The following is a 26,356-nucleotide window of genomic DNA, read 5'->3' as shown; positions in this document are numbered from 1 at the left end:
ACAGGAGATCTTATGGAAGTGTACGATCTTAGAAGCCAAAGACTTCATCCAAAGGAATTCGAAAAGATTGTCTCTCCTGTGTATGCACGGAGCGATGTAGGACGTGAATTTGTCGTGGTTCGTGGAGTATCTAATCCATTTCACAGCATAGACGGCCTGAGTATACGACATCGCTTCGAATTTAACCCAAATGCGGTATTCGATCCGCTATATGCTCAGAACCTGAATAAGATTGAGCGATTAATTGACTCAGGGGAAGTGGTTTTAATTGCTCAACGCCAACGTACAAAATCCACTTACCCTTTTTTCATCGCTGAATCGGGTGATTTATTTTGTGTTGATCCGGCGATCTACAACTCGGCTTTTGTAAATTACATCATCGAGCGCTATCGCCATAATGTTGCTCTGTTCGGAAAACCGTCTCCAACGAGAGATACGTTTGTTCCCGCCACGGCTCAATATGGGCCTGGATATTGGAAGACGGTAGACAATGATTATCATGGCACAAAAAATGTTGTGATTATGGCGATAAACCGACTGACAAGTATGGGGGATGAGGGGCGAGTTTTTGGATCTGACGGCAAAGATTATATGAATACGTCACGTGATAAAATTCAACATTGGACGCCTTTACCTGCTGATTTAGATAGTGTTTCTCGTGCCTTAATATCGGAAAAGTCTGTAATCAGGCGATATGGTGAAGCACGATCGATTTATCAAAAGTATCAGGAAGGGGATGATGCCTGGGCTGTAAGTGGTAAATCATGGCAATGGATACCGGGAGTCAGAGAAGAAGATTATGAATTTAAAAAATAAATTATGGTATTTCTGGGGATGTATGGATGTCCTGGCAGTCATGCTTTATTTTGTGAATACAATTCGGCAGGGTAGAATTCCATTTATTTCTGATATCGTGGCGTTTAGTGGCCTTTCCAGCGATGTTGCAAGCGGTGGTTATAGCGTTCTGGTATTTCTTTTTTTTATTTTGGATTTAGCTCTCTTACTTTCGCTATTTGCTTCTGCCTGGTTCTTCTTTAAAAGAAAAACATATGCGATTAAGTTTGCGATTATCCAAGAGGTTTTGCGGTTTATTTCTTTCAGATGTTCAGTAACGCTATTTCCTCTGTTAGTAACCGTGTCTGGAATATCAAACACTTGGCTGAATTTAGGGTTGTTTGTTTTATCTGAGTGTCTGAAATTATATTCTATGCTCTATTTGATGAGCAACAGGAAAACAGAACGTAGTTTAAATGACTCGCGTTGATTGCTGAAAATAAATTTTCTTTGCGAAATTTAAATTACGTTGGTGCCCAGTATGACTGCGAGAGAAAAAATATTCTACTTTTGGGGTGTCATGGATGTCATTGGGGCTGTGTATTACGCCATTGATTCCTGGGGTTTTCTGGGTGGAGATTGGGTTTCAGCATTAGTGAATCTGGCTTTGCTAGTGTACATGACATGGTTCGGAGGGGTAGATGATACGTTGCAGGGGACGTATTACCTTGTTTATGTGTTGATACCGCTGGTGTTGCTTTTTTCTGCGTGGTTTTTTTTCAAGAAAAAGCATTATGCTGTCAAGTTTTCATTGTCGCTTGAGGTTTTGCGCATTATCACTTTACGAAGCTCAGTACCTTTTTTCCCTATGATTGCAGGTGGATTAGGATGGGGCGGATTAAAAGTAAATATCTCTCTTCTTGTCCTGTCTGAAATAGTAAAGATAGGTTCACTTATTTATCTCATAAAAAGTCAACCCGCCATAAATAAGTCGGCTGAATCAGAATAGTATTCAGCATGTCAGATCTACTGACGTAATCATTTGTGTCGCATAAGCCATATGGAATAACGATTATGCTCAACCGAATTACCGTTCAGCTCCCGGTCGAGGGGCTGCTTTTCTGGAAACTCTCCGGCCGCGAGGCGATGTCCGAGTCGTTCGCCCTGACGCTGACCCTGCTCGGCACGGATGCGCGTATCGACCGCAGCAAACTGCTGGGCCAGCCGGTCACGGTGACCATCCCGACCCAGAACCTGCTTACCCCGCGCTACATCAACGGTAAAGTCACGCGTGTGGCGGTGAGCGCCGTTGAGCTGACGGGAACGCGCTATGCGGTGTATCAGCTGACGGTGGAGCCGGACCTGTGGCCGATGAAGCGCGACCGTAACCTGCGTATCTTCCAGGGGCAGACGGTGCCGCAGATTGTGAAAACCCTGCTGGGCGAGCATCAGGTCAACGTGGAAGATAAGCTCACCGGCAGCTACCGGGTGTGGGACTACTGCGTCCAGTATCAGGAGTCGAGTCTCGACTTTATCAGCCGCCTGATGGAGCTGGAGGGAATAGCGTATTACTTCAGCCACGAGGCCGACAAACACACCCTGGTGCTCACCGACGCCGCCACGCAGCATCAGCCGTTCAGCGGTTACGAGGTCATCCCCTATCACCAGACGCCGTCCGGCGGTAGCACGGACGAAGAGGGCATCAGCCAGTGGGCGCTGGAGGACAGCGTCACGCCGGGCATTTACAGCCTCGACGACTACGACTTCCGCAAGCCGAACGCGTGGCTGTTCCAGGCGCAGCAGAACCCGGCGTCGCCGAAGCCGGGCAGCATTGACGTGTACGACTGGCCTGGACGCTTTGTGGAGACCGGGCATGCGGAGTTCTACGCCCGCATTCGCCAGGAGCGCTGGCAGGTGGAGCATCAGCAGATTCAGGCCACGGCCACGGCGGCGGGTATTGCGCCGGGCCACACCTTCACCCTGACCAACGCACCGTTCTTCAGCGATAACGGTGACTATCTGGTGACGGCGGCCGGGTATCATCTGGAAGAGAACCGCTATGCCAGCGGCGAAGGGGAGACCATTCACCGTATCGATTTCACGGTTATCCCGGCGTCGGTGTCGTTCCGTCCGGCGCAGTCCACGGCGTGGCCGCGCACCTACGGCCCGCAGACGGCGAAGGTTGTCGGGCCGCAGGGAGAAAGCATCTGGACGGACAAATACGGCCGCGTGAAGGTGAAATTCCACTGGGACCGTCTGGCAAAAGGGGACGACACCAGCTCCTGCTGGGTGCGTGTGTCGAGCGCCTGGGCGGGCCAGGGTTACGGCGGGGTGCAGATCCCGCGCGTGGGCGATGAGGTGGTGGTGGACTTTATCAACGGTGACCCGGACCGTCCGATTATCACCGGGCGCGTGTACAACGATGCCAGCATGCCACCGTGGGCGCTGCCGGCGGCGGCGACGCAGATGGGCTTTATGAGCCGCACGAAAGATGGCTCCGTGGATAATGCCAACGCCCTGCGGTTTGAGGACAAGGCGGGTGCGGAACAGGTGTGGCTCCAGGCCGAGCGCAATCTCGATATCAACGTCAAAAATGATGAATCGCATGCCACGGAAAAAAATCGAACCCAATATGTGGGAGAGGATGAAACCTTACGGGTGGCAAAAAATCAGAAGGCAGGGGTTAAAGGGGATGTGGTCTGCCTGACGGGCAACAGCCGCAGCGATAAAGTTGTTAATAACTTTATTATTTCAGCGGGCAATACGTTGAGGCTGGAGTGTGGTGAAAGCGCCATTGAATTATCAAAAGACGGGAGCGTGAACATCATTGGCAATAACTTTAACTTTACCGCAAAACAGAGTGCACAAATAAACACGCTTTCCGGGGAATTGCATCTTAACCCTGCTGATGGCAGCAATGCCATCGATGCGCCAGGGGCATCCCACCAGACGGCAATCCAGCAGGAAGTGGATGGTTTTTTTGTTATTAATGCCAACAAATAAGAGTAACTCAAATGGCTGAATATATTCTCCAGGAAGCTACCCTGGCGTTACCAGATGTATATAAAGACAGAACCATGAATTTATTTACCCTGAGCGAAAATGGTGCCAGTGAGTTTACCTTCGTTGTTTCTCGTGCCAGTGTAAAAAAAGATGAGAGTGTGCATGATGTGGCAACTCGTCTGGTGCGTGAGTTAGAAATTACCGTACCAGATTTTAACCTGACGTCCTCGCATATGACCACTGTTGATAATCACGCGGCTGCGGAGCTTTTTTATCATTTTAAAAATGATGGTACGACCGTTTTTCAGAAGCAGACCATTATTTTAATGGACGAGCATCCCGCTGGGCGAAAAATGGTGTGTTACATCGGTACCTGTCCTGGTGAGTTTAGCGATTATTATCACGATCAATATCAAGCAATTATCCGCAGTATCAAGTTCCATAAGCCAGCTCCGACCGAAACCAGAGATATGCTTGAGGCCAACACAGAGGGGCCATTTTTTGCACTCGATAGCGAGAGTAAGATACTCAGCGTGTTTAAAAACATTCAGGAGCTTTACGGGCATCTTTCGCTTCAGCGGGCGAAAGAGGGACACTATTTACTTTTTGATAAGCAGGGGGCACCTTTAAGTATTGCGCCTGTCCCGGGCAGTCAGCCTCTTCGTTACGCGCTGTGGACCCTTTCTGCAGAAAAATCCCACCACTTAGTTTCACAGCTTTCTGTTTGCCGCCAGGTCTCAGGTTCTGACGACCTTAACTCAACAGATCAGATCCGCAAGTATCTGATGGCGCAGAGAGCCAAATAGTCATGTCCGAATGTCTGGCCGCACGTGTAGATGACGAGATTGCTCATACAGCCTCAAAAGGATGGATGATCGCTGGGCTTGTAGGTGGGGCAATTCTGGGAGCAGCTGCCGTTGTTGTTACCGGTGGGACCGCTCTGGTAGCCGTTTCTGCTGTCGCCGCAGGGGCGTGTGCTGCCGGTGGTTTGGGTGAGGTCCTGGGAAGTATGTCATGGGCACCGCGTCACACTACGGGTACGTTGAAAGAAGGTTCGCCCAATGTTTTTATCAACAGCCGAAAGGCTATCCGCGCTCATCTATCGGCCGGAGAGTGTGACGAACACAGCGGCAGCCTGCAACGGGTTGCCGAAGGTTCGATAAAGGTTTACATCAACAACTTTCCTGCTTCTCGCACTGGCGATAAGCTGACATGCAGCGCTGAGATTAGCCAGGGTTCGCGTAATGTTATCATTGGTGGAGGCAAGGTCCAGACCGATGAAATAAGTCCTGAAATTCCTGAATGGGTAAACTGGACGATGCTCGCCGTTGGTGCCGGAGCGGTGGCGGTGCTGGCCAGTCCGGCAATCGCACTTCTGAGCACTCTCGGTGCAATGTGCGGTGGAACTATTGGTAGTTATGCGGGTGGGATGCTTTTTGGCGAAGGTAGCGACGGTCAGAAATGGGGGATGCTAATCGGCTCCGTTATCGGCGGCGGGGCTGGCATGAAGGGCGGGGCACGATTTGATGCGTGGCGTGCTGGTAAGCCTGTTCTCGAACCTGTTAAGCCAATTGTTTCGGCCCGAAGAGCTGAACTTAATAAAAAATTTGGACGCACGGGCGATCTCAATAGAGATATTACAGCCAGAGGAAATAAAGAGCAGGCAAGAAACTGGCTCGAATCTAAGGGTTTCACACCGCAACAGATTCGTGACTTTGATAATGGTATTGATTATACAAATAGAGTGAGTGTTGAAACAATAAATAGAAATAAAACACTCTATCAAAACCAGGTGCCAGGAGGACGACAGGGAAACTGGTATGCTCTTCGAGAAGATGTCAAGCCAACAGAGTTAGGTATTAATCCAAAAGGCACTATTTATGGCACTGATCAAGTTGTTGATAAAATAGCAAAACCTTATGTTTCACAGCAAAAAGTCGAGATGTTACGTAGTACTTCTTTGCCCGCGCTTGATACTTGGTCAGTGAAAGATGTACCCTACCAGACAAAGGGTGGGGCAATACAGATGCTTTCAAGCGAAAAGGATATATTTAAGGTGACTCATGAGTAAAGAAAATTACACCGCGCTGGATTATATCAATGATGCTATTGATGCAATCAATCATCGATTGGAAGAAAATCCAACATTTTCTTTATATATTATGGCAAAGAATCAGTTGGAATATATAAAATCCATTCTAACTGGTGCTGAAAAGGATAAAAGTAAATTACACACATTGAATCTTGGAGTGCTTGCGTCCAAAGAGTTTGATACTACCGATGTCGAACTTGCTCAGCATTTGTCCAATGCTAATTATATAGCTTCTCAGATGGGACAAGGATTGAAGGTTATTCTCCCCCATGAGCAAGACATAGAGTACTTGAAAAGGCAAAAAAGATATCGCAAGTGATTAGCAATTTTTGATTAAAGTTTTAAATGTAATCATCTTGGTTAGAATTACAAAGGGTAAGTGGGGACATAACTTGCTATCATGTGTAATATTTTAAGTTAATTCGATTCATTGCAATGAGTGAAATAACAATCTTTGGTTATGTTGAAAGAGCATTGGCTTTAGCACAAAAGAGATATGCTGAGGTCAGAAATTGTAACCTCCATTCACCTGTTTTACAAATGTACGACTCTATTGTACAACAATTATTATTTCTACGGGATTTAATCGAAGGCAAGGAAAAGGATAAAGCGAAATTATGGGAAATGACGTTCGGTATGTATGCAGTGAAGGAGTTTGACAATTCTGATGAGTTGTTTTTTGAAAGATTGTCGGATGCTTGGTTTATTGTGGATCAAATCCGCCGAGGGTTAAAGGTTAGGCTGCCGCATGAGGTTAATGCCAGTTACAGAACAAAGCAAGAATATCTCAAGATGAAGTATCCTGATGAGTTTTAGGAGTGGATATTAAATATATTTCTATTATGGGTGAATGGTGATTGATTTACATGCTAATTTGAATGTGTTGTTAAAATATGTTGATAAATATCGTAAGTACTTACCTATTAACAGCCCTTCAGTCCAGCGGAAGATGCAGTATGTATATAATAATGATAAACCATTAGAATCATCTTTTGAATGCGATGCACAACAACAATGGGACTTAACCCCATCACGTAACATCTCACTAGCGGAATCACGGGATCGTGCTGTCGGTGCGCTTATTGGTCTTGCGGTTGGAGATGCTGTAGGTACCACACTTGAATTTCTACCACGTGACAGAGCACACGTTAATGATATGATAGGTGATGGGCCATTTCGACTCCGCGCAGGCGAATGGACGGATGATACATCCATGGCATTATGTCTTGCGGAAACTCTACTTGAGAAAGGTGATGCTGATACTATATGCTTCAGGAATAAGCTTCTGGAATGGTATCAGCATGGTTATAACAGTTCAAATGGCATCTGTTTTGATATAGGTAATACAACTCGATTTGCTTTAGAGCAATATTTAACTGTTGGTCCTGGGTGGAGCGGTAATACTGCGCCAGAAACTGCAGGTAATGCTTCCATTATCAGACAAGCACCTGTCTCTATTTTTTTTAGAAAATCATTAAGCAAAGCGTTTTATGAAGCTAAAAAACAAAGTATCGCAACACACGGTGCCGCGGAAACAATAAATAGCACACAGTATTTAAGTTATTTACTTGTGCATATGATTAACGGTAGCAACAAAAATTTTGTTTTTTCTCCGCACGTTATGCCGCTTCAACCACGTGTAATGATTATCAACGCAGGTGAGTATAAGCAAAAAAAACGCGATCAGATTCGTTCAAGTGGTTATGTAATCGATACGCTTGAGGCCGCGATGTGGTCCGTATGGAATACTGATAATTTCCGGGATGCGATTCTGCTGGCTGCCAATCTTGCCGATGCCGCTGACAGCGTTGCGGCGACGGCGGGACAAATAGCAGGTGCGTTGTATGGTTATTCCGGTATTCCGCTGGAGTGGAAAAACAAGCTGGTCCAGCACGATAGAATTTTCCAAATGGCAGGTGAATTGTTCGATAGGGCACCTGAGGATACTTTTTTATAAATACAACATAGTACGGTTATTCTCCCGTGCCGTGTATTTAGGCGCTAAAGCCATAATATAAAGATAATTCCGCCGATTACTTCTAATAATAAAAAAATCCACGCCAAAGCGTGGATTTTTTTCATTCATAACGACTCAGACGTTAAACAGGAAGTTCATCACATCGCCATCTTTAACGATGTAGTCTTTCCCTTCAGCACGCATCTTGCCAGCTTCTTTCGCGCCTTGCTCACCCTTGTAGGTGATGAAGTCTTCAAACGCGATAGTCTGCGCACGGATAAAGCCTTTCTCGAAATCGGTGTGGATCTTGCCCGCAGCCTGTGGAGCCGTTGCGCCAACAGGGATAGTCCACGCACGCACTTCTTTCACCCCAGCGGTGAAGTAGGTCTGCAGGTTGAGCAGGGCATAACCTGCACGGATAACGCGGTTCAGACCTGGCTCTTCCAGACCCAGCTCGGCCATGAACTCGTCACGCTCTTCGTCATCCAGCTCGGCGATATCGGCTTCTACAGCGGCACAAACCGGAACAACGACAGAACCTTCTTTCTCGGCGATAGCACGAACCTGATCGAGGTACGGGTTATTTTCAAAACCGTCTTCGTTCACGTTGGCAATGTACATGGTTGGCTTCAGCGTCAGGAAGCTCAGGTAGCGGATAAGCTCTTTCTCGTCTTTGCTCAGGTCAAGAGAGCGCAGCATACCTGCGTTTTCCAGTTGTGGCAGACATTTTTCCAGTACCGCTAATTCGGCTTTGGCGTCTTTATCGCCACCTTTGGCTTTCTTGGAGATACGGTGGATCGCACGTTCGCAGGTATCCAGATCCGACAGCGCCAGCTCGGTATTGATTACATCAATATCTTCCGCCGGGTTTACTTTGCCCGCTACGTGGATAATGTTGTCGTTCTCGAAGCAACGCACCACGTGACCGATTGCTTCGGTTTCACGGATGTTGGTCAGGAACTGGTTACCCAGACCTTCACCTTTGGATGCACCTTTCACCAGGCCCGCGATGTCCACGAACTCCATGGTGGTTGGCAGAATGCGCTGCGGCTTCACGATTTCCGCGAGCTGGTCCAGACGCGGGTCGGGCATTGGCACAACGCCGGTGTTAGGCTCGATGGTACAGAACGGGAAGTTCGCCGCTTCGATACCCGCTTTGGTAAGCGCGTTAAACAGGGTGGATTTGCCCACGTTTGGCAGACCGACGATACCGCATTTGAATCCCATTTCTAAATCACCTTAATATCTTGATAATCAATCCGTTAACGATAACCGACTGATGAAAAGTAAATAACTACGCCTATTATACACGTAACCCGCCTACCGCGCGGTAAAAATGCCGTATCGGGCAGATTATTGCGCTTTGAAAGCATGTAAGCGGTTTGTCGCTTTGGTTAACCCATCTTTGAGCCAGATTTCAGTGCAGCGCGCCGCTTCGTCTACCGCCTCATCAATCAGTTTCTGCTCAGAAACCGGGGGCTTACCCAGCACAAAACCAACAACTTTGTTTTTATCGCCCGGATGGCCGATTCCTACGCGCAAACGGTGAAAATTCGGGTTATTACCCAGCTTACTGATGATATCTTTCAGACCGTTGTGTCCGCCATGGCCGCCGCCCAGTTTAAACTTTGCCACGCCTGGCGGCAGGTCCAGCTCATCGTGAGCAACCAGAATCTCATCCGGATTGATGCGATAAAACGTTGCCATTGCCGCCACGGCCTTGCCGCTCAGGTTCATAAAGGTGGTAGGCACCAGCAGGCGCACATCCGCACCGGCGAGATTGATACGTGAGGTATACCCGTAGAATTTTGGTTCTTCACGCAGGGGAGCACGTAACCGTTCGGCCAGCAGATCAACGTACCAGGCCCCGGCATTGTGGCGGGTTGCAGCGTACTCTGCGCCTGGGTTGGCGAGGCCGACAATCAGTTTAATCGTCACGATTCAATTCCTAATGGGTTCCAGATCTGGCGCGTAGTTTACTGTCTGGCGCGCCGCTTGACAAAATTCTGCGACCTTAACAGCGAAATACGAATAATTACTTATTTGAACAATTAGAATTTCAAGCTGTTCAATGCGTTATTTGTAAATTTTTGTTTGGGAGTAATCTGTAATTGTGATCATTGACGCAACTCATAAAAGGGGCGTTGTCTATACTTTACACACAAGGAATAGGGACTTATTCCCTACAACCCAAAGTTCCGGAGGTGACATATGAAACGCAAAAACGCTTCGTTACTCGGTAACGTGCTGATGGGGTTGGGGCTGTTCGTGATGGTAGCCGGTGTGGGTTATTCAATTTTAAACCAATTGCCGCAGCTTGATCTCCCACAATACTTCGCGCATGGTGCGGTATTGAGCATCTTCCTGGGGGCGGTACTGTGGCTCGCCGGGGCGCGTGTGAGCGGTCATGAGGAAGTGTGTGATAAATACTGGTGGGTGCGCCATTACGACAAACGCTGCCGCCGTGACCAGCATAAGCACAGCTAGTACGCATAGAATAAAGAACACTGAAACGACTCCAGATGGAGTCGTTTTTTTTTGCCTGAGGGGTTGACCCTCACGTAACGTAAGGCACCAGAGTGGCGTCACTGGCAAAATAAAAGGAGCAGTTATGTTGATTCAGGTGGGTGAACTGGCAAAACGCGCTGGGATCACCGTGCGCACATTGCATCACTATGAGCAAACAGGGTTATTGCTACCTTCTGCCAGAAGCGCGGCAGGCTACCGGCTTTATAATCTGGCGGAAGTACAGCGCTTGCATATGATTCAGGCACTGGCAAAAGCGGGGCTGGAGCTTGCTGAAATCAGGGATTTTCTGGAGCAGGAGTCGCTTTCTTTAACGGAACTCCTTGATGCGCAAATCAGTTTGCTGGATAAACAGCTACGCAGCATTAACACGCTGCGTGACAGGCTGGTGGACTTGCGCACCGGGCTTACCCGCGATGAAACCCCCGATCTGGAATCCTGGCTACAGACTCTGGAGTTAATGAATATGTACGATCGTTGGTTTAGCAAAGAAGAGTTACAGCAACTGCCGTTTGCGGTGCAGAAAGATGCGCTGGCGGCTGTCTGGTCAGGGCTGGTTACCGAGGCCAACACGCTGCTGGAACAGCACATACCCGTTTCTGACCCGCGGGCGATGGATCTCGCGACGCGCTGGATGGAGCGCCTGGAGCAGGACACTGCCGGCAAGCCGGAGTTTCTCACCCGGCTGAACGAGATGCACAGCGTCGAACCGCAAATGCGTGAGCAAACGGGCATCACCGCAGAGATGACCGACTATATCACGCGGGCGTTTGCCGAATCGAAGCTGGCCATCTGGGAAAAGTATCTCTCTGCCGATGAGATGGCTTTTACCCGGAAACACTACTTTGACCGCATGATGGAGTGGCCGCCGCTGGTGGCGAAGCTGCACCAGGCGCAGCGGGAAAATCTCGACCCCGCCTCTGACGAGGCGCAAAAGCTGGCTGAAACCTGGCTGGCGTTGTTCCAGTCATACGCAGGAACAAACCCTGAGACGCAGCAAAAGTTTCGCGCTGCTATGCAGCAGGAGCCGCATCTGATGAAAGGGACGTGGATGACGCCTGCTGTGCTTGAATGGCTCCAGCAGGCGATAGGGATAATGATGCAGAGACGTTTCTCCGCATCAGATGAATCACAGATCCGCTAACGCGGCGTCGCGGTTGGGATAGAAGGCAAGGCGGCCAGGGATCGGCTGCACGCCAGCGCGCGCCATAGTGCGCAGCGGCTGAAATTCCAGATTACTCACCCGCAGCTCGCAGCCTTCCGGCAGACGTTTTACAAAGCGCTGGAAGGCGTCCAGCCCACCGGCGTCCAGCACCGGTACGGCATCCCATTTCAGCACCACAATCCGTTTGCCCGCAATGCGGGATTCCAGATCGCTGAACAGGCCTTCCGCCGCAGCGAAGAACAGCGGACCGATTACCCGCAGCACCAGCACATCATCAGGCACCTCCACGTTTACCGGGGAAAGGCGCGTCATCTGCGCGATCCGGCGCATAAACAGCAGGGAAGCCAGCACGATGCCGACGCTGATGGCGATCACCATATCGAACAGCACGGTCAGCGACATACAGATCAGCATGACGATGATGTCGTCTTTCGGTGCGCGACGCAGCAGGTTCACCACCTTATGCGCTTCGCTCATGTTCCAGGCCACCATCAGCAGCAGGGCGGCCATGGCAGAGAGCGGCAGCCAGGAGAGCAGCGGCGCGAGGATCAGCAACGCGAGGATCACCAGCAGGGAGTGGATAACCGCCGAAACCGGTGAAGTTGCACCCGCGCGCACGTTGGCCGCAGAACGGGCGATAGCCGCGGTGGCTGTAATACCGCCGAAGAACGGAGCGATGAGGTTACCTAAGCCCTGGCCGACCAGTTCGCTGTTGGCTTTGTGCTTGGTACCGGTCATGCCATCGAGCACTACGGCGCAGAGCAGAGATTCAATCGCCCCCAGCATCGCCATTGAAAAGGCGGCGGGCAGCAGTGCACGCAGCGAATCCCAGCTTAAGGTAAAGCTGGAGCCGGGCATATCCCAGGGAAGAACCAGTTGTGGTAACAGTTGAGGAATACCGCTGCCCTGAGAACCGTCCGCCAGAACATAGTGGAACTGTGAGCCGATGGTGGCGACATGACCACCAAACATGTTGACGATGGCCATCACCGCGCAGCCCAGCAGCAACGCGGGCAGGTGGCCAGGCAGACGAATGCCTAAGCGCGGCCAGACGATGAGCGTACCCAGCGTAACGATCCCGATGGCGGCATCGCCCATGTTGGCCGTAGGCAGTGCCAAAAACAGCGCTCCCACTTTCTGCAGATAGTGCTCAGGAACGTGAGGCATCTGCAACCCCAGGAAATCTTTAATTTGCATCGTTCCGATGGTGATGCCGATCCCGGAGGTGAATCCCAGCGTTACGGAAAGGGGAATATATTCAATCAGCCGGCCAAAGCGGGCCAGGCCAAAGAGAATCAAAAAGAGGCCAGACATGAGCGTGGCAACCAGCAGGCCTGCCAGGCCAAACTGCTGTGATACCGGATAGAGGATCACCACAAAAGCAGCGGTAGGGCCGGACACACTGAAACGCGAACCGCCCGTGAGGGCAATCACGATCCCGGCGACGGCCGAGGTATACAGGCCATACTGTGGAGCCACGCCGCTGCCAATCGCCAGCGCCATGGCGAGCGGAATGGCGATAATACCAACGGTGATCCCGGCAATCAGGTCACGGATAAAGCGTGACGAGGTGTATTTCTCTTTCCAGCATGCGTCGATGAGGGCGCGAAAGGGCAGAACATGTGAGGAAGTGATGTTTTTCACAATTATCTATCATCCGTATGCGCATCATCTGTCATATGAATGGCAGGTGAAGGAGGCATTAATCATTGCTCGTCATACTTCGCGCTGCAGATGCGTTGGCTGCGCTCATTCATCCCAGTCACTTACTTGAGTAAGCTCCTGGGATTCATTCACTTGCCGCCTTCCTGCAACCCGAATTATTTAGAGCATTAATAAATATCAGAAACAAAAAAACCCGCCGCAGCGGGTTTTTCGGCCGTGTTCGATTAGTGTTCGAACATTGCAGAGATGGATTCTTCGTTGCTGATACGACGAATCGCTTCGGCCAGCATCCCGGACAGGGTCAGGGTACGCACGTTTGGCAGTGCCTTGATCTCGTCACTCAGTGGGATGGTATCGCATACCACAACTTCGTCAATGACGGAGTTACGGAGGTTGTTTACCGCGTTACCGGAGAAGATCGGGTGAGTCGCGTACGCGAACACGCGCTTGGCACCACGCTCTTTCAGCGCTTCAGCGGCTTTACACAGCGTACCGCCGGTATCGATCATGTCGTCAACCAGCACGCAGTCACGGCCAGCAACGTCACCGATGATGTGCATCACCTGAGAAACGTTAGCGCGCGGACGGCGTTTGTCGATGATTGCCATGTCGGTATCGTTCAGCAGCTTAGCGATAGCACGGGCACGTACCACGCCGCCGATGTCCGGAGAAACCACAATCGGGTTGTCCAGGTTCAGCTGCAGCATATCTTCCAGCAGGATTGGGCTACCGAACACGTTATCAACCGGGACGTCGAAGAAGCCCTGAATCTGCTCTGCGTGCAGGTCAACGGTCAGTACGCGGTCAACGCCAACGCTGGACAGGAAGTCCGCGACAACTTTAGCGGTGATTGGCACGCGCGCGGAACGGACGCGACGGTCCTGGCGGGCATAGCCAAAGTAAGGGATTACAGCAGTGATACGGCCTGCAGAAGCGCGACGCAGGGCATCGACCATAACAACCAATTCCATCAGGTTGTCATTCGTTGGAGCACAGGTGGACTGGATGATGAAAATATCACCACCGCGTACATTTTCGTTAATTTGTACGCTGACTTCGCCGTCGCTAAAGCGACCTACAGCGGCGTCGCCGAGGGAAGTGTACAGGCGGTTGGCAATACGTTGTGCTAGTTCCGGGGTGGCGTTACCAGCAAAAAGCTTCATATCAGGCACGAGAAGAACCTCAGGCATGCGTCCAGTGGTGGATAGCGTTCGCCGCAAACTGTGCGGGGCCAGGCGAAATGCTATCCAGGCGGTGTATTAAAGAGCGCGATGCAACGTCTGGAACAGGGTGACGTTGTCACCGAAACTCAGTCTGCGCCAGAATGGCCTGCTGTAGGGGGGAGGTGTTCATCCCGCGCGCTACAAAACCATGCAGCCAATCCGGCGCTTGCTCAAGCACCTGACGAGCGGCGGATTCGGTGTCAAATTCAGCAAAGACACAGGCCCCTGTACCAGTCAGGCGCGACGGCGCGTATTCTAACAGCCAGGAAAGCGCCGCATCAACCTCGCGAAAACGTTTTCTTGCGATAACCTCGCAATCGTTGCTGAATTCACAATTTAATAACGTTTCTATTGACCGCGCCGGGGTATTGCGTGGCAGCTCAGGATCTTTGAAGATGACCGGAGTCGGAATGCTGACGCCTGGATGGGCTACGAGGTACCATTTTTCCGGCGGTTCAACCGGGGAGAGGATTTCACCCACCCCTTCAGCAAATGCTGCATGACCGCGCACAAACACCGGGACATCCGCCCCCAGCGTTAACCCTAACGCGGCCAGTTCATCCGTTGACAATCCGCAGCCCCAGAGATGATTCAGGGCGACCAGGACGGTCGCGGCATTGGATGAACCGCCACCCAGCCCACCGCCCATCGGCAGACGCTTCTCAATGCGAATATCCGCACCGCTCCCGGCGGGCAAGCGCCCGGTGTCAGCCGCTGCGTTCATCAGCAGACGCGCGGCGCGCACGATCAGGTTATCCTCATGCGCTACGCCTTCCACCGGCGTCAGCAGACAGATCTGCCCGTCCTGACGCAGCTCAATCGAGAGCGTGTCGCCATAATCGATAAACTGAAACAGCGTCTGCAGGGTGTGATACCCGTCAGCACGTTGGCCGGTGATATATAAAAACAGGTTAAGTTTTGCCGGAGAGGGCCAGTGGGTCATCATTTAACGATCCAGTTGTCCATTTTCAGCTTGATGCGCTGGCTACCCTGCGTCAGCTCCATATTCGACGGCAGCGACGGTTTACTGTTGCTGTCATAGGCGCTGTACACCACCTTCCAGGTTTTACCGTTCTGCGTGTAGTTCACCTGGCTCAGACGGTACTGATCGTCCAGGGTGTAGTCGGTGGCGTCACCCGGCAGGCCCAGGATCCACTGGCGCAGGCTGTTCAGCGGGATAGGCATTCCGGTCAGTTTGCCAATCATCTCTTCCGCGTCGGTGGCGGTGTAGTGCTGGCCTTTGTTATCCGTGATCTGCGCTTCACCCGGCTTAGCGTTAAGCTCCAGCTCGGTACTGCCCAACGGGTTCAGCAGCAGCAGGCGGTAGTTATCTTGCCCCGTTTGCTGCCAGAAGAAGCGGGCATAAACCTTTTGTTCGTCAGAGAGATAAGCAAACGCGCCGCGGGTCTGGTACTGACTTAAATTACGTACGTCCTGCTGGTGCTGACGCCACTGTGGTGAGTCAGGGCTTTTGCCCGGGCCTTTTGGTTGAGTGACAGAACATGCGGTCAGAACCAGTGCTGCCAGCGGCAGCAGGCGAATCAGTCGGGTCATAATGAGGACAAATCCTTGAGATACGTTGCAGTTATAACTGTTAATGCTAGCGTTGAAGGGTGTCACCGTCTACGTTCAAATTATCTCAAAGCGTTGAGTAACCTATTACTCCGAAAGGGGGCAGTCTCTTTTATTGATCTCGCGCATCCTGTATGATGCGTCTTGCTAACCTTATTAACGCTGGTACTACTCCCGCTCAACATGACCCTATTAGCACTCGGCATCAACCACAAAACCGCCCCGGTTTCGCTGCGAGAACGCGTCACGTTTTCGCCGGATACGCTTGACCTGGCGCTGGATAGCCTGCTTGCACAACCGATGGTGCAGGGCGGGGTGGTGCTCTCGACGTGCAACCGTACCGAGCTTTACTTAAGCGTGGAAGAGCAGGATAACCTGCATGAAGCGCTGATCCGCTGGTTATGCGACTACCACAATCTCAACGAAGACGAGCTGCGTAAGAGCCTGTACTGGCATCAGGATAACGATGCGGTGAGCCATCTTATGCGTGTCGCGAGTGGTCTGGATTCGCTGGTGCTGGGCGAGCCGCAAATTCTCGGTCAGGTAAAAAAAGCGTTTGCGGATTCGCAAAAAGGGCATCTGAAAGCCAGCGAGCTGGAGCGTATGTTCCAGAAGTCATTCTCCGTGGCGAAGCGTGTGCGAACCGAAACCGACATTGGTGCCAGTGCGGTTTCTGTTGCGTTCGCGGCCTGTACCCTTGCACGTCAAATCTTCGAATCCCTGTCGACCGTCACCGTGATGCTGGTCGGCGCGGGCGAAACCATTGAGCTTGTGGCGCGCCATCTGCGCGAGCATAAAGTGAAAAAGATGGTTATCGCTAACCGCACCCGCGAGCGTGCGCAGGTGCTGGCAGACGAAGTCGGGGCCGAGGTGATTGCGCTGAGCGAGATCGACGAACGTCTGAAAGAGGCGGATATCATCATCAGTTCTACCGCCAGCCCGCTGCCGATTATCGGTAAAGGGATGGTAGAGCGCGCGCTGAAATCCCGTCGTAATCAGCCAATGCTGCTGGTGGATATCGCCGTACCGCGTGATGTCGAACCGGAGGTTGGCAAACTGGCCAACGCCTATCTCTACAGCGTGGATGATCTGCAAAGCATCATTTCGCACAACCTTGCTCAACGTAAAGCGGCAGCGGTGCAGGCGGAAACCATTGTCGAGCAGGAAGCCAGTGAATTTATGGCCTGGCTGCGCGCGCAAAGCGTCAGCGAGACCATCCGCGAATATCGCGGTCAGGCGGAGCAGGTGCGTGATGACCTGACTGCCAAAGCGTTAGCGGCTCTGGAACAGGGCGGCGACGCACACGCTATTATGCAGGATCTGGCCTGGAAACTGACCAATCGCTTGATCCATGCACCAACCAAATCACTCCAGCAGGCTGCCCGTGACGGGGACGATGAACGCCTGACTATTCTGCGCAACAGCCTCGGGCTGGAATAGCGCCCTATACCCATTTTCTATTATAAGGTGCACTTACGCCTATGAAGCCTTCTATCGTCGCTAAACTGGAAGCTCTGCACGAGCGCCATGAAGAAGTCCAGGCGCTGCTCGGCGATGCCGGGACCATTGCGGACCAGGAACGTTTTCGCGCACTGTCGCGTGAATATGCGCAGTTAAGTGATGTTTCAAAATGCTTTACCGACTGGCAACAGGTTCAGGAAGATATCGAAACCGCGCAGATGATGCTCGACGATCCTGAAATGCGCGAAATGGCGCAGGAAGAGCTGCAGGATGCCAAAGCGCGCTCAGAAGAGATGGAGCAACAGCTGCAGGTGCTTCTGCTGCCGAAAGATCCAGACGACGAGCGTAATGCGTTTGTGGAAGTCCGCGCCGGAACGGGCGGTGATGAGGCGGCACTGTTCGCCGGAGACCTGTTCCGCATGTACAGCCGTTACGCCGAATCGCGTCGCTGGCGCGTGGAGATCATGAGCGCCAACGAAGGCGAGCACGGCGGTTTTAAAGAGGTGATCGCCAAAATCAGCGGTGACGGCGTGTATGGCCGTCTCAAGTTTGAGTCCGGCGGCCATCGTGTGCAGCGTGTACCGGCGACCGAGTCGCAGGGCCGTATTCACACTTCAGCCTGCACGGTTGCGGTGATGCCAGAGCTGCCGGAAGCGGAACTGCCGGACATTAACCCGGCCGATCTGCGTATTGATACCTTCCGTTCTTCCGGGGCGGGTGGTCAGCACGTTAACACCACCGACTCCGCCATCCGTATTACCCACCTGCCAACCGGCATTGTGGTGGAGTGTCAGGACGAACGTTCTCAGCACAAAAACAAAGCCAAAGCGCTGTCCGTGCTGGGTGCGCGTATTCACGCGGCGGAAATGGCAAAACGTCAGCAGGCGGAAGCGTCAACCCGTCGTAACCTGCTGGGCAGCGGCGATCGTAGCGATCGTAACCGTACCTACAACTTCCCGCAGGGCCGCGTGACCGACCACCGCATCAACCTGACGTTATACCGTCTGGATGAGGTGATGGAAGGCAAGCTCGATATGCTGATTGAGCCTATCGTGCAGGAATACCAGGCCGACCAGCTGGCGGCATTGTCCGAGCAGGAATAATGGATTTTCAGAGCTGGTTACGGCTGGCCACCGGCGCGCTCTCTGACAGTGAAAGCCCGAAGCGCGACGCCGAAATTTTGCTGGAATATGTGACGGGAAAAGCCCGCACGTATCTGCTGGCCTTCGGTGAAACCGAACTGACCGTAGAGCAGGAAGCGCAACTGGCCGCGCTGCTCGCCCGCCGTAAAACCGGCGAGCCGGTGGCGCATCTGGTCGGGGAGCGCGAGTTCTGGTCGTTACCCTTGTTCGTCTCAGCGGCGACGCTGATCCCGCGTCCCGACACCGAATGTCTGGTGGAGCAGGCGCTGGCGCGGTTACCCGCAGTGGCCAGCCGCATTCTCGATCTCGGAACGGGCACTGGCGCAATCGCGCTGGCGCTCGCCACCGAGCGGCCCGATTGCGCGGTAACGGCGGTCGATGTGATGCCCGACGCGGTGGCGCTGGCGCAGCGTAACGTTGAGCGACTGGGCGTGACTAATGTGACCGTGCAGCAAAGCAGCTGGTTCAGTGCGCTGGAGAAACAGACGTTCGGGATGATTGTCAGTAATCCGCCCTATATTGACGAACACGACCCACACCTGGCGCAGGGGGATGTGCGCTTTGAACCGCTGACGGCGCTGGTCGCAGGTAATGCAGGGATGGCCGATCTGGAACACATTGTGACAACGTCACGACAACATCTCCTGCCCGGCGGCTGGCTGCTGGTGGAGCATGGCTGGACGCAGGGGGAGGCGGTGCGTGGGCTCTTCAGGCAGACGGGTTATGCTGCTGTCGAGACCTGCCGCGACTACGGCGGTAACGAGCGTCTGACGCTGGGGCAGTGGCAATGAGCCTGTTTACCGTGCTTATTACCGTCCACCTGATTTCCGTTGCGCTGACCATCGGCTTTTTCATTGCTCGTTACTGGTGGCGCTACAGCAACAATCCGCTGATAAATGCACGCTGGGTGCGTATCGCGCCGCACTGCATCGATACGGTGTTATTCCTTTCCGGTGTCGGACTCATGTGGAAGACCGGCTATCTGCCATTTACTGATAAAGGCGCATGGCTGACTGAAAAGCTGTTTGGCGTTATCATCTATATCGTTTTGGGTTTTATCGCGCTTGGACGTCGTCGTCCGCGCAGCCAGCAGGTCGGGTTTATCGCCTTTCTGCTGGGTCTGGTGGTGCTGTACATCATCATTAAACTCGCCACCACAAGAATACCGTTACTGGGGTAAGTCATGAGGTCCTTAGCCGATTTCGAATTTAATAAAGTGCCGCTCTGCGATGGCATGATCCTGATTTCGGAGATGATTCGCGACGATTTTACGTCGCAGTATGTCTACGATGAGCTGGAAAGTCTGGTCAGCCTGGCGCGCGAAGAGATCAATCAGGCGCGTCCGCAGGACTGGCAACTGGAAAAGCTGCTGGAGCTTTTCTACGGCGAGTGGGGTTTCTGCGACACGCGTGGCGTGTATCGCCTGTCTGACGCATTATGGCTGGACCAGGTCTTAAAAAATCGTCAGGGCAGCGCCGTTGCGCTGGGCTCTATTTTGCTGTGGATCGCGCACCGTCTGGATATTCCACTGGTGCCGGTCATTTTCCCGACGCAGATGATCCTGCGTGCCGAGTGGCTGGACGGGGAGATGTGGTTAATCAATCCGTTTAACGGCGATACGCTGGATGAACATACGCTGGATGTCTGGCTGAAAGGTAATATCAGCCCGGTGGCCGAGCTCTTTAACGAAGATCTCGACGAAGCCGATAACGCCGAAGTGATCCGCAAGCTGCTGGATACGCTGAAATCTGCACTGATGGAAGAGCGGCAGATGGAGCTGGCCTTGCGCGCCAGCGAAGTGCTGCTGCAATTTAATCCGGAAGACCCGTACGAAATTCGCGACCGCGGGCTGATTTATGCCCAGCTCGACTGCGAGCATGTGGCGCTGAACGATTTAAGCTATTTCGTCGAGCAATGCCCGGAAGACCCGATCAGCGAAATGATTCGCGCGCAGATCAACGCGATCTCGCACAAACAAATTACACTGCATTAATCTTAATTCCGATTCACACCTGAATAAGGCGATCCTATGAAACAAAAAGTGGTTAGCATTGGTGATATCAACGTGGCAAACGACCTGCCGTTCGTGCTGTTTGGCGGTATGAACGTGCTGGAATCCCGCGATCTCGCCATGCGTATCTGCGAGCACTACGTGACCGTGACCCAGAAGCTGGGCATCCCGTACGTGTTTAAAGCCTCTTTTGACAAAGCCAACCGCTCTTCCATTCACTCCTACCGTGGCCCGGGCCTGGAAGAGGGGATGAAAATTTTCCAGGAGCTGAAGCAGACCTTTGGCGTGAAAGTGATCACCGACGTTCACGAGGCGTCTCAGGCGCAGCCTGTGGCTGACGTGGTTGACGTTATTCAGCTGCCAGCGTTCCTGGCTCGTCAGACTGACCTGGTGGAAGCGATGGCCAAAACCGGTGCGGTCATCAACGTGAAGAAGCCGCAGTTCGTGAGCCCAGGGCAGATGGGGAACATCGTCGATAAGTTTATCGAAGGCGGTAACGACAAGGTGATCCTGTGCGACCGTGGTTCCAACTTCGGTTACGACAACCTGGTTGTGGACATGCTGGGCTTCACCGTGATGAAAAACGTCTCTAACCAGTCTCCGGTGATCTTTGACGTGACCCACTCTCTGCAGTGCCGCGACCCGTTTGGTGCCGCGTCTGGCGGCCGTCGTGCGCAGGTGACCGAACTGGCGCGCGCCGGTATGGCGACCGGCCTGGCGGGTCTGTTCATTGAAGCGCACCCGGATCCGGCGAATGCAAAATGCGACGGTCCATCCGCGCTGCCGCTGGACAAACTGGAGCCGTTCCTGAAACAGATCAAAGCGATTGACGATCTGGTGAAGAGCTTCGACGAGCTGGATACCAGCAACTAATAAAAAAACCCGCTTCGGCGGGTTTTTTTTCTCCCTCTCCCCGTGGGAGAGGGTTGGGGTGAGGGCATCAGCCCGCACCAGATAAAACTACGCAAATATCGTCATCAGATACGCCACAAACAGCGCCATATGCGCCGCGCCGTTGAGTACATTGGTGCGCCCGGTTGAGAACGAAATCTGACACAGCAGCAGTGACGCTACCATCACAATCATCTCCGGCGCGCCCAGCGCAAACTGCAGCTCGTTACCGGTCATAAAGGCAATCAGCGTCACCACCGGAACGGTAAGCGAAATGGTCGCCAGTACCGAGCCGAAGAACAGGTTCATGGCGCGCTGTACCTGATTGTTCAGCACTGCTTTCAGCGCGCCCAGCCCTTCCGGCGAGAGGATCAGCAGCGCCACCAGGAAGCCGGTAAACGCCACCGGGGCATTCATCTCGGTTAACAGTGTCTCCAGCGGGTTGGCGTTCATCTTGGTGACGGCGATAACCGCAATCAGATGTACGATCAGCCAAACCGTGTGCCACGCGCTGCTGTGGGCAGACGGTTTGCCATGGTGCGGGTCATCGTCGTCGCTGTCATCTTCATGTTCGTACACAAACAGACTCTGGTGCGTTTTGGTCTGAATCAACAGGAACACGCCGTACATGGCGGCGGAAATCAATGCGACCAGCAGCGCCTGACCGGTAGAGAAGTTTGCTCCCGGCAACGCCATCGGGAAGACCAGCACGATAATCGCCAGCGGGAACAGGGCGATCAAATACTGTTTAATGCCAAACAGGTTCATATACTGGGTGGCGAACTTACGGCCGCCCAGCAACAGTGAAAAGCCCACCAGACCACCGGTCACAATCATAATGATGGAATAGAGCGTATCGCGCATCAGGGTTGGCGCGGCGTCGCCGGTCGCCATCAGCGCGGAAATGAGGCTGACCTCAAGAATCACAACGGAAAGGCTGAGAATTAACGATCCATACGGCTCGCCCAGACGGTGGGCCAGGACATCGGCATGGCGAACCACGCTAAAGGCACTGGTTAAAATCCCTACCAGCGCAAGAATATTGATACCAACCACCACTGGCAGTGACTGACTGCTTCCCCAGAAGAGCAGCACAGCCAGTGCCAGAACCGGGAAAATGAGCGACGTCTCCTTGTGGCGGGTTTTTACCGCCTCGTGTGCTGCTGTCATGTGCTTCTCCATCAATGCAGGTGCTTGTAATTATAGATAGAATTTTGAGGTCATTACATTAACAGAACTCTGTTAAATACCCTTTATATTTTACTTAATTTTACCCTAATCCTGTTTTACGTCTCCTGACATTCATAATGCCATCTTTTTGATTAATACATATTAAATAACATGTAATTAACTTGATTAATTCTTCAAAATTGATCCGCGACTGGCAGCTTGCAGCATCGTCGTCCACACTTATCTTTTTAAGCAAAAGAGAGGTTAGTGATGCCATATAAAACGAAACGCGATTTACCCGATAACGTGCAAAACGTACTGCCCGCACATGCGCAGGATATCTATAAAGAGGCGTTTAACAGCGCCTGGGATCAATACAAAGATAAAGACGATCGTCGGGACGATGCCAGCCGGGAAGAGACGGCGCATAAAGTGGCCTGGGCGGCAGTAAAACATGACTACGAGAAAGGAGACGATGATAAATGGCATAAAAAGAAATAGCCGTAAAATAATAAGCTGCCTTCATTTTGACTTTTCAGGCGGTTGAACTGCCGTTGTATTGCAACTGGCCCGCGAATTGCTTATCGTTATTCAACTGCTGGCAAAATGACCAGTAGATAATGCCGGGAAGGTGAATTACAGATGTCGCAAGGAAGCATGCAGTGGCGGAGGTGTAAAGTGTTAACGCGTGATTTCTTAATGAAGGCAGATTGTAAGACGGCATTTGGTGCTATTGAGGAATCGCTTCTCTGGTCAGCTGAACAACGTGCGGCGTCGCTCGCTGCCACGCTTGCCTGCCGCCCGGATGATGGCCCGGTATGGATTTTTGGCTACGGTTCGCTGATGTGGAACCCGGCTCTGGAATTTGTCGAATCGGCGACAGGTACGCTCCCGGGGTGGCATCGCGCATTTTGTCTGCGATTAACCGCCGGACGCGGAAGTGCCTGTCAGCCGGGACGTATGCTTGCACTGAAAGAGGGCGGACGCACCACGGGGGTGGCGTATCGCCTGCCGGATGCCACCCTCGAAGAGGAGCTGACGCTGCTCTGGAAGCGCGAGATGATCACCGGCTGCTATATGCCAAGCTGGTGCAAGCTGGAACTTGATGACGGACGCACCGTCAACGCGCTGGTGTTTATTATGGATCCGCGCCATCCTCTGTATGAAGCGGATACCCGCACGCAGGTGATCGCGCCGTTGATTGCGGCGGCCAGTGGACCGCTCGGCACAAACGCGCAGTATCTGTTTTCACTCGATCAGGAACTGACGCGCCTCGGCATGCAGGACGAGTGTCTGAATGAGCTTGTAGCGAAGGTGAAAGCACTGCTGGAAGGAAATCCGCTGAATAACCCGCTGCGTCCGGGTTTTGCCTGATAATACGCCCGGCTGCGAGAGTGCAGACCGGGCGTCTGTTTTTAAGCGGCCACGTAGCTGACTGAGTGTTCGAGTGACTGACTATGGCTGTCAATCAGGACATCCCATGTGCCGGTATAAGGGACGGTTAGCCACGCCTTATCATCCTGCACGGTCAGGATATCTGCCTGCGATTGTTTTTGTGCCTTCGCACTCATCAAATGAATACGGCAGCGCTCTGAACAACGCACCACTACCGTATCCCCGCCAAACAGTTTCAAACTTGTTTTTACCAGTGCCATTTATTTACCCCGTAGTCTTAAACAACGCTCTCCCTGCTGCCATTTCCGAGCGTGATGTTGTTCACAATTCACTCATGGCATAACACCAAAGGGGGAGCGTCGGGATGCTGATTTTGATCAAAAAATGGCATAACGTTTAAACAAAAATGACAAAATACCTGAAAGCATTCAGCTGGCGCGCGTTTACACGGTGAAGGCGCGCCAGAAGAAAATTAAATGCGGAAATGTCCGGCAGTTTCAGCAAGGTCGCCCGCCTGGCTCTGCAGGGCGCTGGCGGCTGCGGCGGATTGCACCACCAGTTCAGCGTTCTGCTGCACCATTCTGTCGAGGTGCGTGACAGCATGGTTGATCTCATGGATGCCTTTCATCTGCTCGCTGGTGGCGATGGAAATTTCACGCATGATACCCGAGACGCTGCCGATGCTGGCGCGGATCTCATCCATGCTTTCCCCGGCCAGATGTACATAGCGGGAGCCGGTTGCCACGCTGTCGGTGGTGGAGTCGATAAGCGATTTGATCTCCTTCGCCGCCTGGGCGCTGCGGCTCGCCAGGTTACGTACTTCGCCTGCCACCACGGCAAACCCGCGGCCCTGCTCACCGGCGCGCGCCGCTTCCACCGAGGCGTTCAGCGCCAGGATATTGGTCTGGAAGGCGATGCCATCAATCACGCTGGTGATATCGCCAATTTTTGCCGAAGCCACTTCAATGGATTGCATGGTGCTGATGGCCTGAGAGACGACCTCACCGCCGCGTGAGGCCGCAGCGGAGGCTTTACTGGCCTGTTCATTCGCTTCTGCCGCGGACTCATTTGACTGGGTCACCGACGCGGTGATCTGCTCTACGGCGCTGGCGGTTTCACGCAGGCTGGAGGCTGCCTGCTCGGTACGCCCGGAGAGGTCCTGGTTGCCAGCCGCGATCTCCTGGGCGGCATTTTTCACCGAGGCGCTGGCGTCACGCAGCTGGATCATCACCACCGAGAGCTTATCGCTAAAGGCGTTAAACGCCTGGGCGATTTGCGCCACTTCGTCGTTACCGCTCTCCGGCAGGCGCTGGGAGAGATCGTTGGTACCGTTGGCGATGTTATGCATCGCGTCGCGGATATCGGACAACCGTTTGAGCAGGCGGGCAATAAGAATGTGGACAAGCGCGCCGCTCAGCAGGGCGAGGATCACCAGCGAGAGCGCCGAGGCTTTCAGCAGCGAGCGCATACCGGAGGTGGCGTCGTTATTGTCGAGCGCGACCACCAGCATCCAGTTTGTTCCCGGAACGGCCGTGGCGACGAGGGTTTTATCACCGCCGTCAAATGTGCCATCAACCGGTTCACCGTTTTTCAGGGTCGCTAAATCGGTGCCGGTAATGGTCTCTGCAAACGGTTTTAACGTCAGGGCCGGATCGTTGGCGGCGATAACGCTGCCGTCGCTGTTCAGAAGTAACCCGCTGCTGGCCGGGGTCGGGTGAATGCCGCGCACGTTAGCCACCACGCTATCCATGGCCACATCGCCCGCCACCACCGCTTTCAGGGTCCCGTTTTCTTTTACCGGTACCGCAAAAGTTACCACCAGTTTTCCGGTTCCGGCGTCCACGTAAGGCGCGGTCACCACCGGTCCGTCCTGGCTGACCACCTGCTGATACCAGGGGCGAATGGTCGGGTCATAATCCGCAGGCACGCCCGCAGGCTCAGAGAATTTCGCCGTTTTAGTGGCATAGCCCACATAGACGTTGGTGAAGCCTCCCGCCTGGGCGAGTTGTTTAAAGACCGGTACCGGGTCGTCACTCAGCGCCACGCTCTGGGCGGAGGTAATGACCGTCATTTTGCTTTTCACCCAGTCGGCAATCGCCATGTTATGGCTGGCGCTGGTGCTGGTCAGAATGTCACGCTGCGACTGCTGATTATCCTGGCGCGTGACCTGGAAATTAATGACGGTATTGAGAAGAAGGGCGACGACCAGGCAGCCTGTCGTCGCGGCAATGATGCGAGCACGAATCGATCTGAACATAAGTGAAATACCTGCTGTGTTGTTTCCATGCCTATCGGCAACCCCGCAGGTA

At 52.9% G+C, this 26,356-nt stretch carries 28 protein-coding genes; 19 read left to right on the top strand and 9 right to left on the bottom strand.

Translation table 11 applies throughout. The features are described 5' to 3' along the window. The first annotated feature begins 12 nt into the window (after positions 1 to 12). The 9 genes from VF709_RS00950 (at position 13) to tri1 (ending at position 7,826) form a co-directional block, all read left to right on the top strand. Complete coding sequence (locus tag VF709_RS00950) at positions 13 to 816, top strand: hypothetical protein (protein ID WP_052123637.1); 804 nt, start codon at positions 13 to 15, stop codon at positions 814 to 816. Then, positions 800 to 1,264 (top strand): hypothetical protein, encoded by a 465-nt coding sequence (locus tag VF709_RS00945; protein WP_038419861.1) that lies wholly within the window; start codon positions 800 to 802, stop codon positions 1,262 to 1,264. The genes VF709_RS00950 and VF709_RS00945 overlap by 17 nt, the downstream gene beginning before the upstream one ends. A gap of 51 nt (positions 1,265 to 1,315) precedes the next feature. After that, positions 1,316 to 1,783 carry a hypothetical protein gene (locus VF709_RS00940; protein WP_045903138.1) on the top strand — a complete coding sequence of 156 codons (468 nt, stop codon included), beginning with the start codon at positions 1,316 to 1,318 and terminating at the stop codon, positions 1,781 to 1,783. 65 nt (positions 1,784 to 1,848) lie between these two features. Further along, entirely contained in the window at positions 1,849 to 3,777 is a 1,929-nt protein-coding gene (locus VF709_RS00935; RefSeq protein ID WP_038419859.1) for a type VI secretion system Vgr family protein, read from the top strand. An 11-nt stretch (positions 3,778 to 3,788) separates the two neighbouring features. After that, entirely contained in the window at positions 3,789 to 4,583 is a 795-nt protein-coding gene (locus tag VF709_RS00930; RefSeq protein ID WP_062857075.1) for a DcrB-related protein, read from the top strand. Positions 4,584 to 4,585: 2 nt separating this feature from the next. After that, positions 4,586 to 5,848 carry a polymorphic toxin type 46 domain-containing protein gene (locus tag VF709_RS00925; protein WP_038419855.1) on the top strand — a complete coding sequence of 421 codons (1,263 nt, stop codon included), beginning with the start codon at positions 4,586 to 4,588 and terminating at the stop codon, positions 5,846 to 5,848. Next, on the top strand, positions 5,841 to 6,188 hold the full coding sequence (locus VF709_RS00920; protein WP_023620604.1) for an immunity protein Tsi6 family protein: 348 nt from the start codon (positions 5,841 to 5,843) through the stop codon (positions 6,186 to 6,188). The genes VF709_RS00925 and VF709_RS00920 overlap by 8 nt, the downstream gene beginning before the upstream one ends. A 116-nt stretch (positions 6,189 to 6,304) precedes the next feature. Next, positions 6,305 to 6,685, top strand: a complete 381-nt coding sequence (locus VF709_RS00915; RefSeq protein ID WP_028027979.1) for an immunity protein Tsi6 family protein — start codon at positions 6,305 to 6,307, stop codon at positions 6,683 to 6,685. Between the two features lie 37 nt (positions 6,686 to 6,722). Beyond that, a complete protein-coding gene (tri1, locus tag VF709_RS00910) occupies positions 6,723 to 7,826 on the top strand; it encodes an ADP-ribosylarginine hydrolase Tri1 (RefSeq protein WP_375148615.1) in 1,104 nt (367 codons plus the stop codon). Positions 7,827 to 7,961: 135 nt separating this feature from the next. Here the strand turns inward: tri1 and ychF are convergent, their stop codons facing one another. Next, positions 7,962 to 9,053, bottom strand: coding sequence for a redox-regulated ATPase YchF (gene ychF / locus VF709_RS00905; RefSeq protein WP_013096225.1), 1,092 nt, complete (start codon positions 9,051 to 9,053; stop codon positions 7,962 to 7,964). A 126-nt stretch (positions 9,054 to 9,179) separates the two neighbouring features. Then, positions 9,180 to 9,764: an aminoacyl-tRNA hydrolase gene (gene pth, locus VF709_RS00900; RefSeq protein ID WP_013096226.1), complete on the bottom strand. Its 585-nt coding sequence runs from the start codon at positions 9,762 to 9,764 to the stop codon at positions 9,180 to 9,182. Positions 9,765 to 10,037: 273 nt separating this feature from the next. Here pth and ychH point away from each other — a divergent pair, with 273 nt between their 5' ends. Both ychH and VF709_RS00890 read left to right on the top strand, forming a co-directional pair. Beyond that, positions 10,038 to 10,313, top strand: coding sequence for a stress-induced protein YchH (ychH, locus tag VF709_RS00895; RefSeq protein WP_013096227.1), 276 nt, complete (start codon positions 10,038 to 10,040; stop codon positions 10,311 to 10,313). A 124-nt stretch (positions 10,314 to 10,437) separates the two neighbouring features. Beyond that, positions 10,438 to 11,496: a MerR family transcriptional regulator gene (locus VF709_RS00890; RefSeq protein ID WP_045903135.1), complete on the top strand. Its 1,059-nt coding sequence runs from the start codon at positions 10,438 to 10,440 to the stop codon at positions 11,494 to 11,496. Here the strand turns inward: VF709_RS00890 and dauA are convergent. The 4 genes from dauA to lolB all read right to left on the bottom strand — a co-directional run bounded on the left by dauA (position 11,482) and on the right by lolB (position 15,959). After that, on the bottom strand, positions 11,482 to 13,161 hold the full coding sequence (dauA, locus tag VF709_RS00885) for a C4-dicarboxylic acid transporter DauA (protein WP_045903134.1): 1,680 nt from the start codon (positions 13,159 to 13,161) through the stop codon (positions 11,482 to 11,484). The genes VF709_RS00890 and dauA overlap by 15 nt on opposite strands. A 245-nt stretch (positions 13,162 to 13,406) precedes the next feature. Further along, a complete protein-coding gene (prs, locus tag VF709_RS00880) occupies positions 13,407 to 14,354 on the bottom strand; it encodes a ribose-phosphate diphosphokinase (protein ID WP_003856663.1) in 948 nt (315 codons plus the stop codon). Between the two features lie 127 nt (positions 14,355 to 14,481). Continuing rightward, positions 14,482 to 15,351, bottom strand: coding sequence for a 4-(cytidine 5'-diphospho)-2-C-methyl-D-erythritol kinase (ispE, locus tag VF709_RS00875; protein WP_020690900.1), 870 nt, complete (start codon positions 15,349 to 15,351; stop codon positions 14,482 to 14,484). After that, positions 15,348 to 15,959 carry a lipoprotein insertase outer membrane protein LolB gene (lolB, locus tag VF709_RS00870; protein WP_013096231.1) on the bottom strand — a complete coding sequence of 204 codons (612 nt, stop codon included), beginning with the start codon at positions 15,957 to 15,959 and terminating at the stop codon, positions 15,348 to 15,350. The genes ispE and lolB overlap by 4 nt, the downstream gene beginning before the upstream one ends. A 201-nt stretch (positions 15,960 to 16,160) precedes the next feature. Here lolB and hemA point away from each other — a divergent pair, with 201 nt between their 5' ends. From hemA to kdsA, 6 genes are read left to right on the top strand one after another with little or no spacing between them, the layout of a single operon-like run. Next, positions 16,161 to 17,417 (top strand): glutamyl-tRNA reductase, encoded by a 1,257-nt coding sequence (gene hemA / locus VF709_RS00865; RefSeq protein WP_013096232.1) that lies wholly within the window; start codon positions 16,161 to 16,163, stop codon positions 17,415 to 17,417. Positions 17,418 to 17,458: 41 nt separating this feature from the next. Further along, positions 17,459 to 18,541, top strand: coding sequence for a peptide chain release factor 1 (gene prfA / locus VF709_RS00860; RefSeq protein WP_013096233.1), 1,083 nt, complete (start codon positions 17,459 to 17,461; stop codon positions 18,539 to 18,541). Beyond that, positions 18,541 to 19,371, top strand: a complete 831-nt coding sequence (prmC, locus tag VF709_RS00855) for a peptide chain release factor N(5)-glutamine methyltransferase (protein WP_045903133.1) — start codon at positions 18,541 to 18,543, stop codon at positions 19,369 to 19,371. Before prfA ends, prmC begins: the two co-directional genes overlap by 1 nt. Further along, positions 19,368 to 19,760, top strand: a complete 393-nt coding sequence (gene sirB2, locus VF709_RS00850) for an invasion regulator SirB2 (protein WP_013096235.1) — start codon at positions 19,368 to 19,370, stop codon at positions 19,758 to 19,760. Before prmC ends, sirB2 begins: the two co-directional genes overlap by 4 nt. 3 nt (positions 19,761 to 19,763) lie before the next feature. Beyond that, a complete protein-coding gene (gene sirB1 / locus VF709_RS00845) occupies positions 19,764 to 20,573 on the top strand; it encodes an invasion regulator SirB1 (RefSeq protein WP_013096236.1) in 810 nt (269 codons plus the stop codon). A 36-nt stretch (positions 20,574 to 20,609) separates the two neighbouring features. Further along, complete coding sequence (gene kdsA, locus VF709_RS00840; protein ID WP_013096237.1) at positions 20,610 to 21,464, top strand: 3-deoxy-8-phosphooctulonate synthase; 855 nt, start codon at positions 20,610 to 20,612, stop codon at positions 21,462 to 21,464. 87 nt (positions 21,465 to 21,551) lie between these two features. Here the strand turns inward: kdsA and chaA are convergent, their stop codons facing one another. Further along, on the bottom strand, positions 21,552 to 22,652 hold the full coding sequence (gene chaA / locus VF709_RS00835; RefSeq protein ID WP_013096238.1) for a sodium-potassium/proton antiporter ChaA: 1,101 nt from the start codon (positions 22,650 to 22,652) through the stop codon (positions 21,552 to 21,554). Between the two features lie 270 nt (positions 22,653 to 22,922). Here chaA and chaB point away from each other — a divergent pair, with 270 nt between their 5' ends. Together chaB and VF709_RS00825 are read left to right on the top strand one after the other, a co-directional pair. Further along, positions 22,923 to 23,153, top strand: coding sequence for a putative cation transport regulator ChaB (gene chaB / locus VF709_RS00830; RefSeq protein WP_013096240.1), 231 nt, complete (start codon positions 22,923 to 22,925; stop codon positions 23,151 to 23,153). A gap of 177 nt (positions 23,154 to 23,330) precedes the next feature. Continuing rightward, positions 23,331 to 24,026, top strand: a complete 696-nt coding sequence (locus VF709_RS00825) for a gamma-glutamylcyclotransferase (protein WP_013096242.1) — start codon at positions 23,331 to 23,333, stop codon at positions 24,024 to 24,026. A 41-nt stretch (positions 24,027 to 24,067) separates the two neighbouring features. On the opposite strand, the gene VF709_RS00820 is transcribed toward VF709_RS00825, so the two are convergent. Next, a complete protein-coding gene (locus VF709_RS00820; RefSeq protein ID WP_013096243.1) occupies positions 24,068 to 24,307 on the bottom strand; it encodes a DUF1883 domain-containing protein in 240 nt (79 codons plus the stop codon). A gap of 212 nt (positions 24,308 to 24,519) precedes the next feature. Continuing rightward, on the bottom strand, positions 24,520 to 26,304 hold the full coding sequence (locus VF709_RS00815) for a methyl-accepting chemotaxis protein (protein ID WP_149896331.1): 1,785 nt from the start codon (positions 26,302 to 26,304) through the stop codon (positions 24,520 to 24,522). Positions 26,305 to 26,356 lie beyond the last annotated feature (52 nt).

Origin of the sequence: Enterobacter sp. Lyrl_3 (assembly GCF_051948675.1) — a bacterium.
In the GTDB taxonomy this organism is placed as follows: domain Bacteria; phylum Pseudomonadota; class Gammaproteobacteria; order Enterobacterales; family Enterobacteriaceae; genus Enterobacter; species Enterobacter cloacae.
This window is presented reverse-complemented; position numbering and strand designations above follow the sequence as displayed.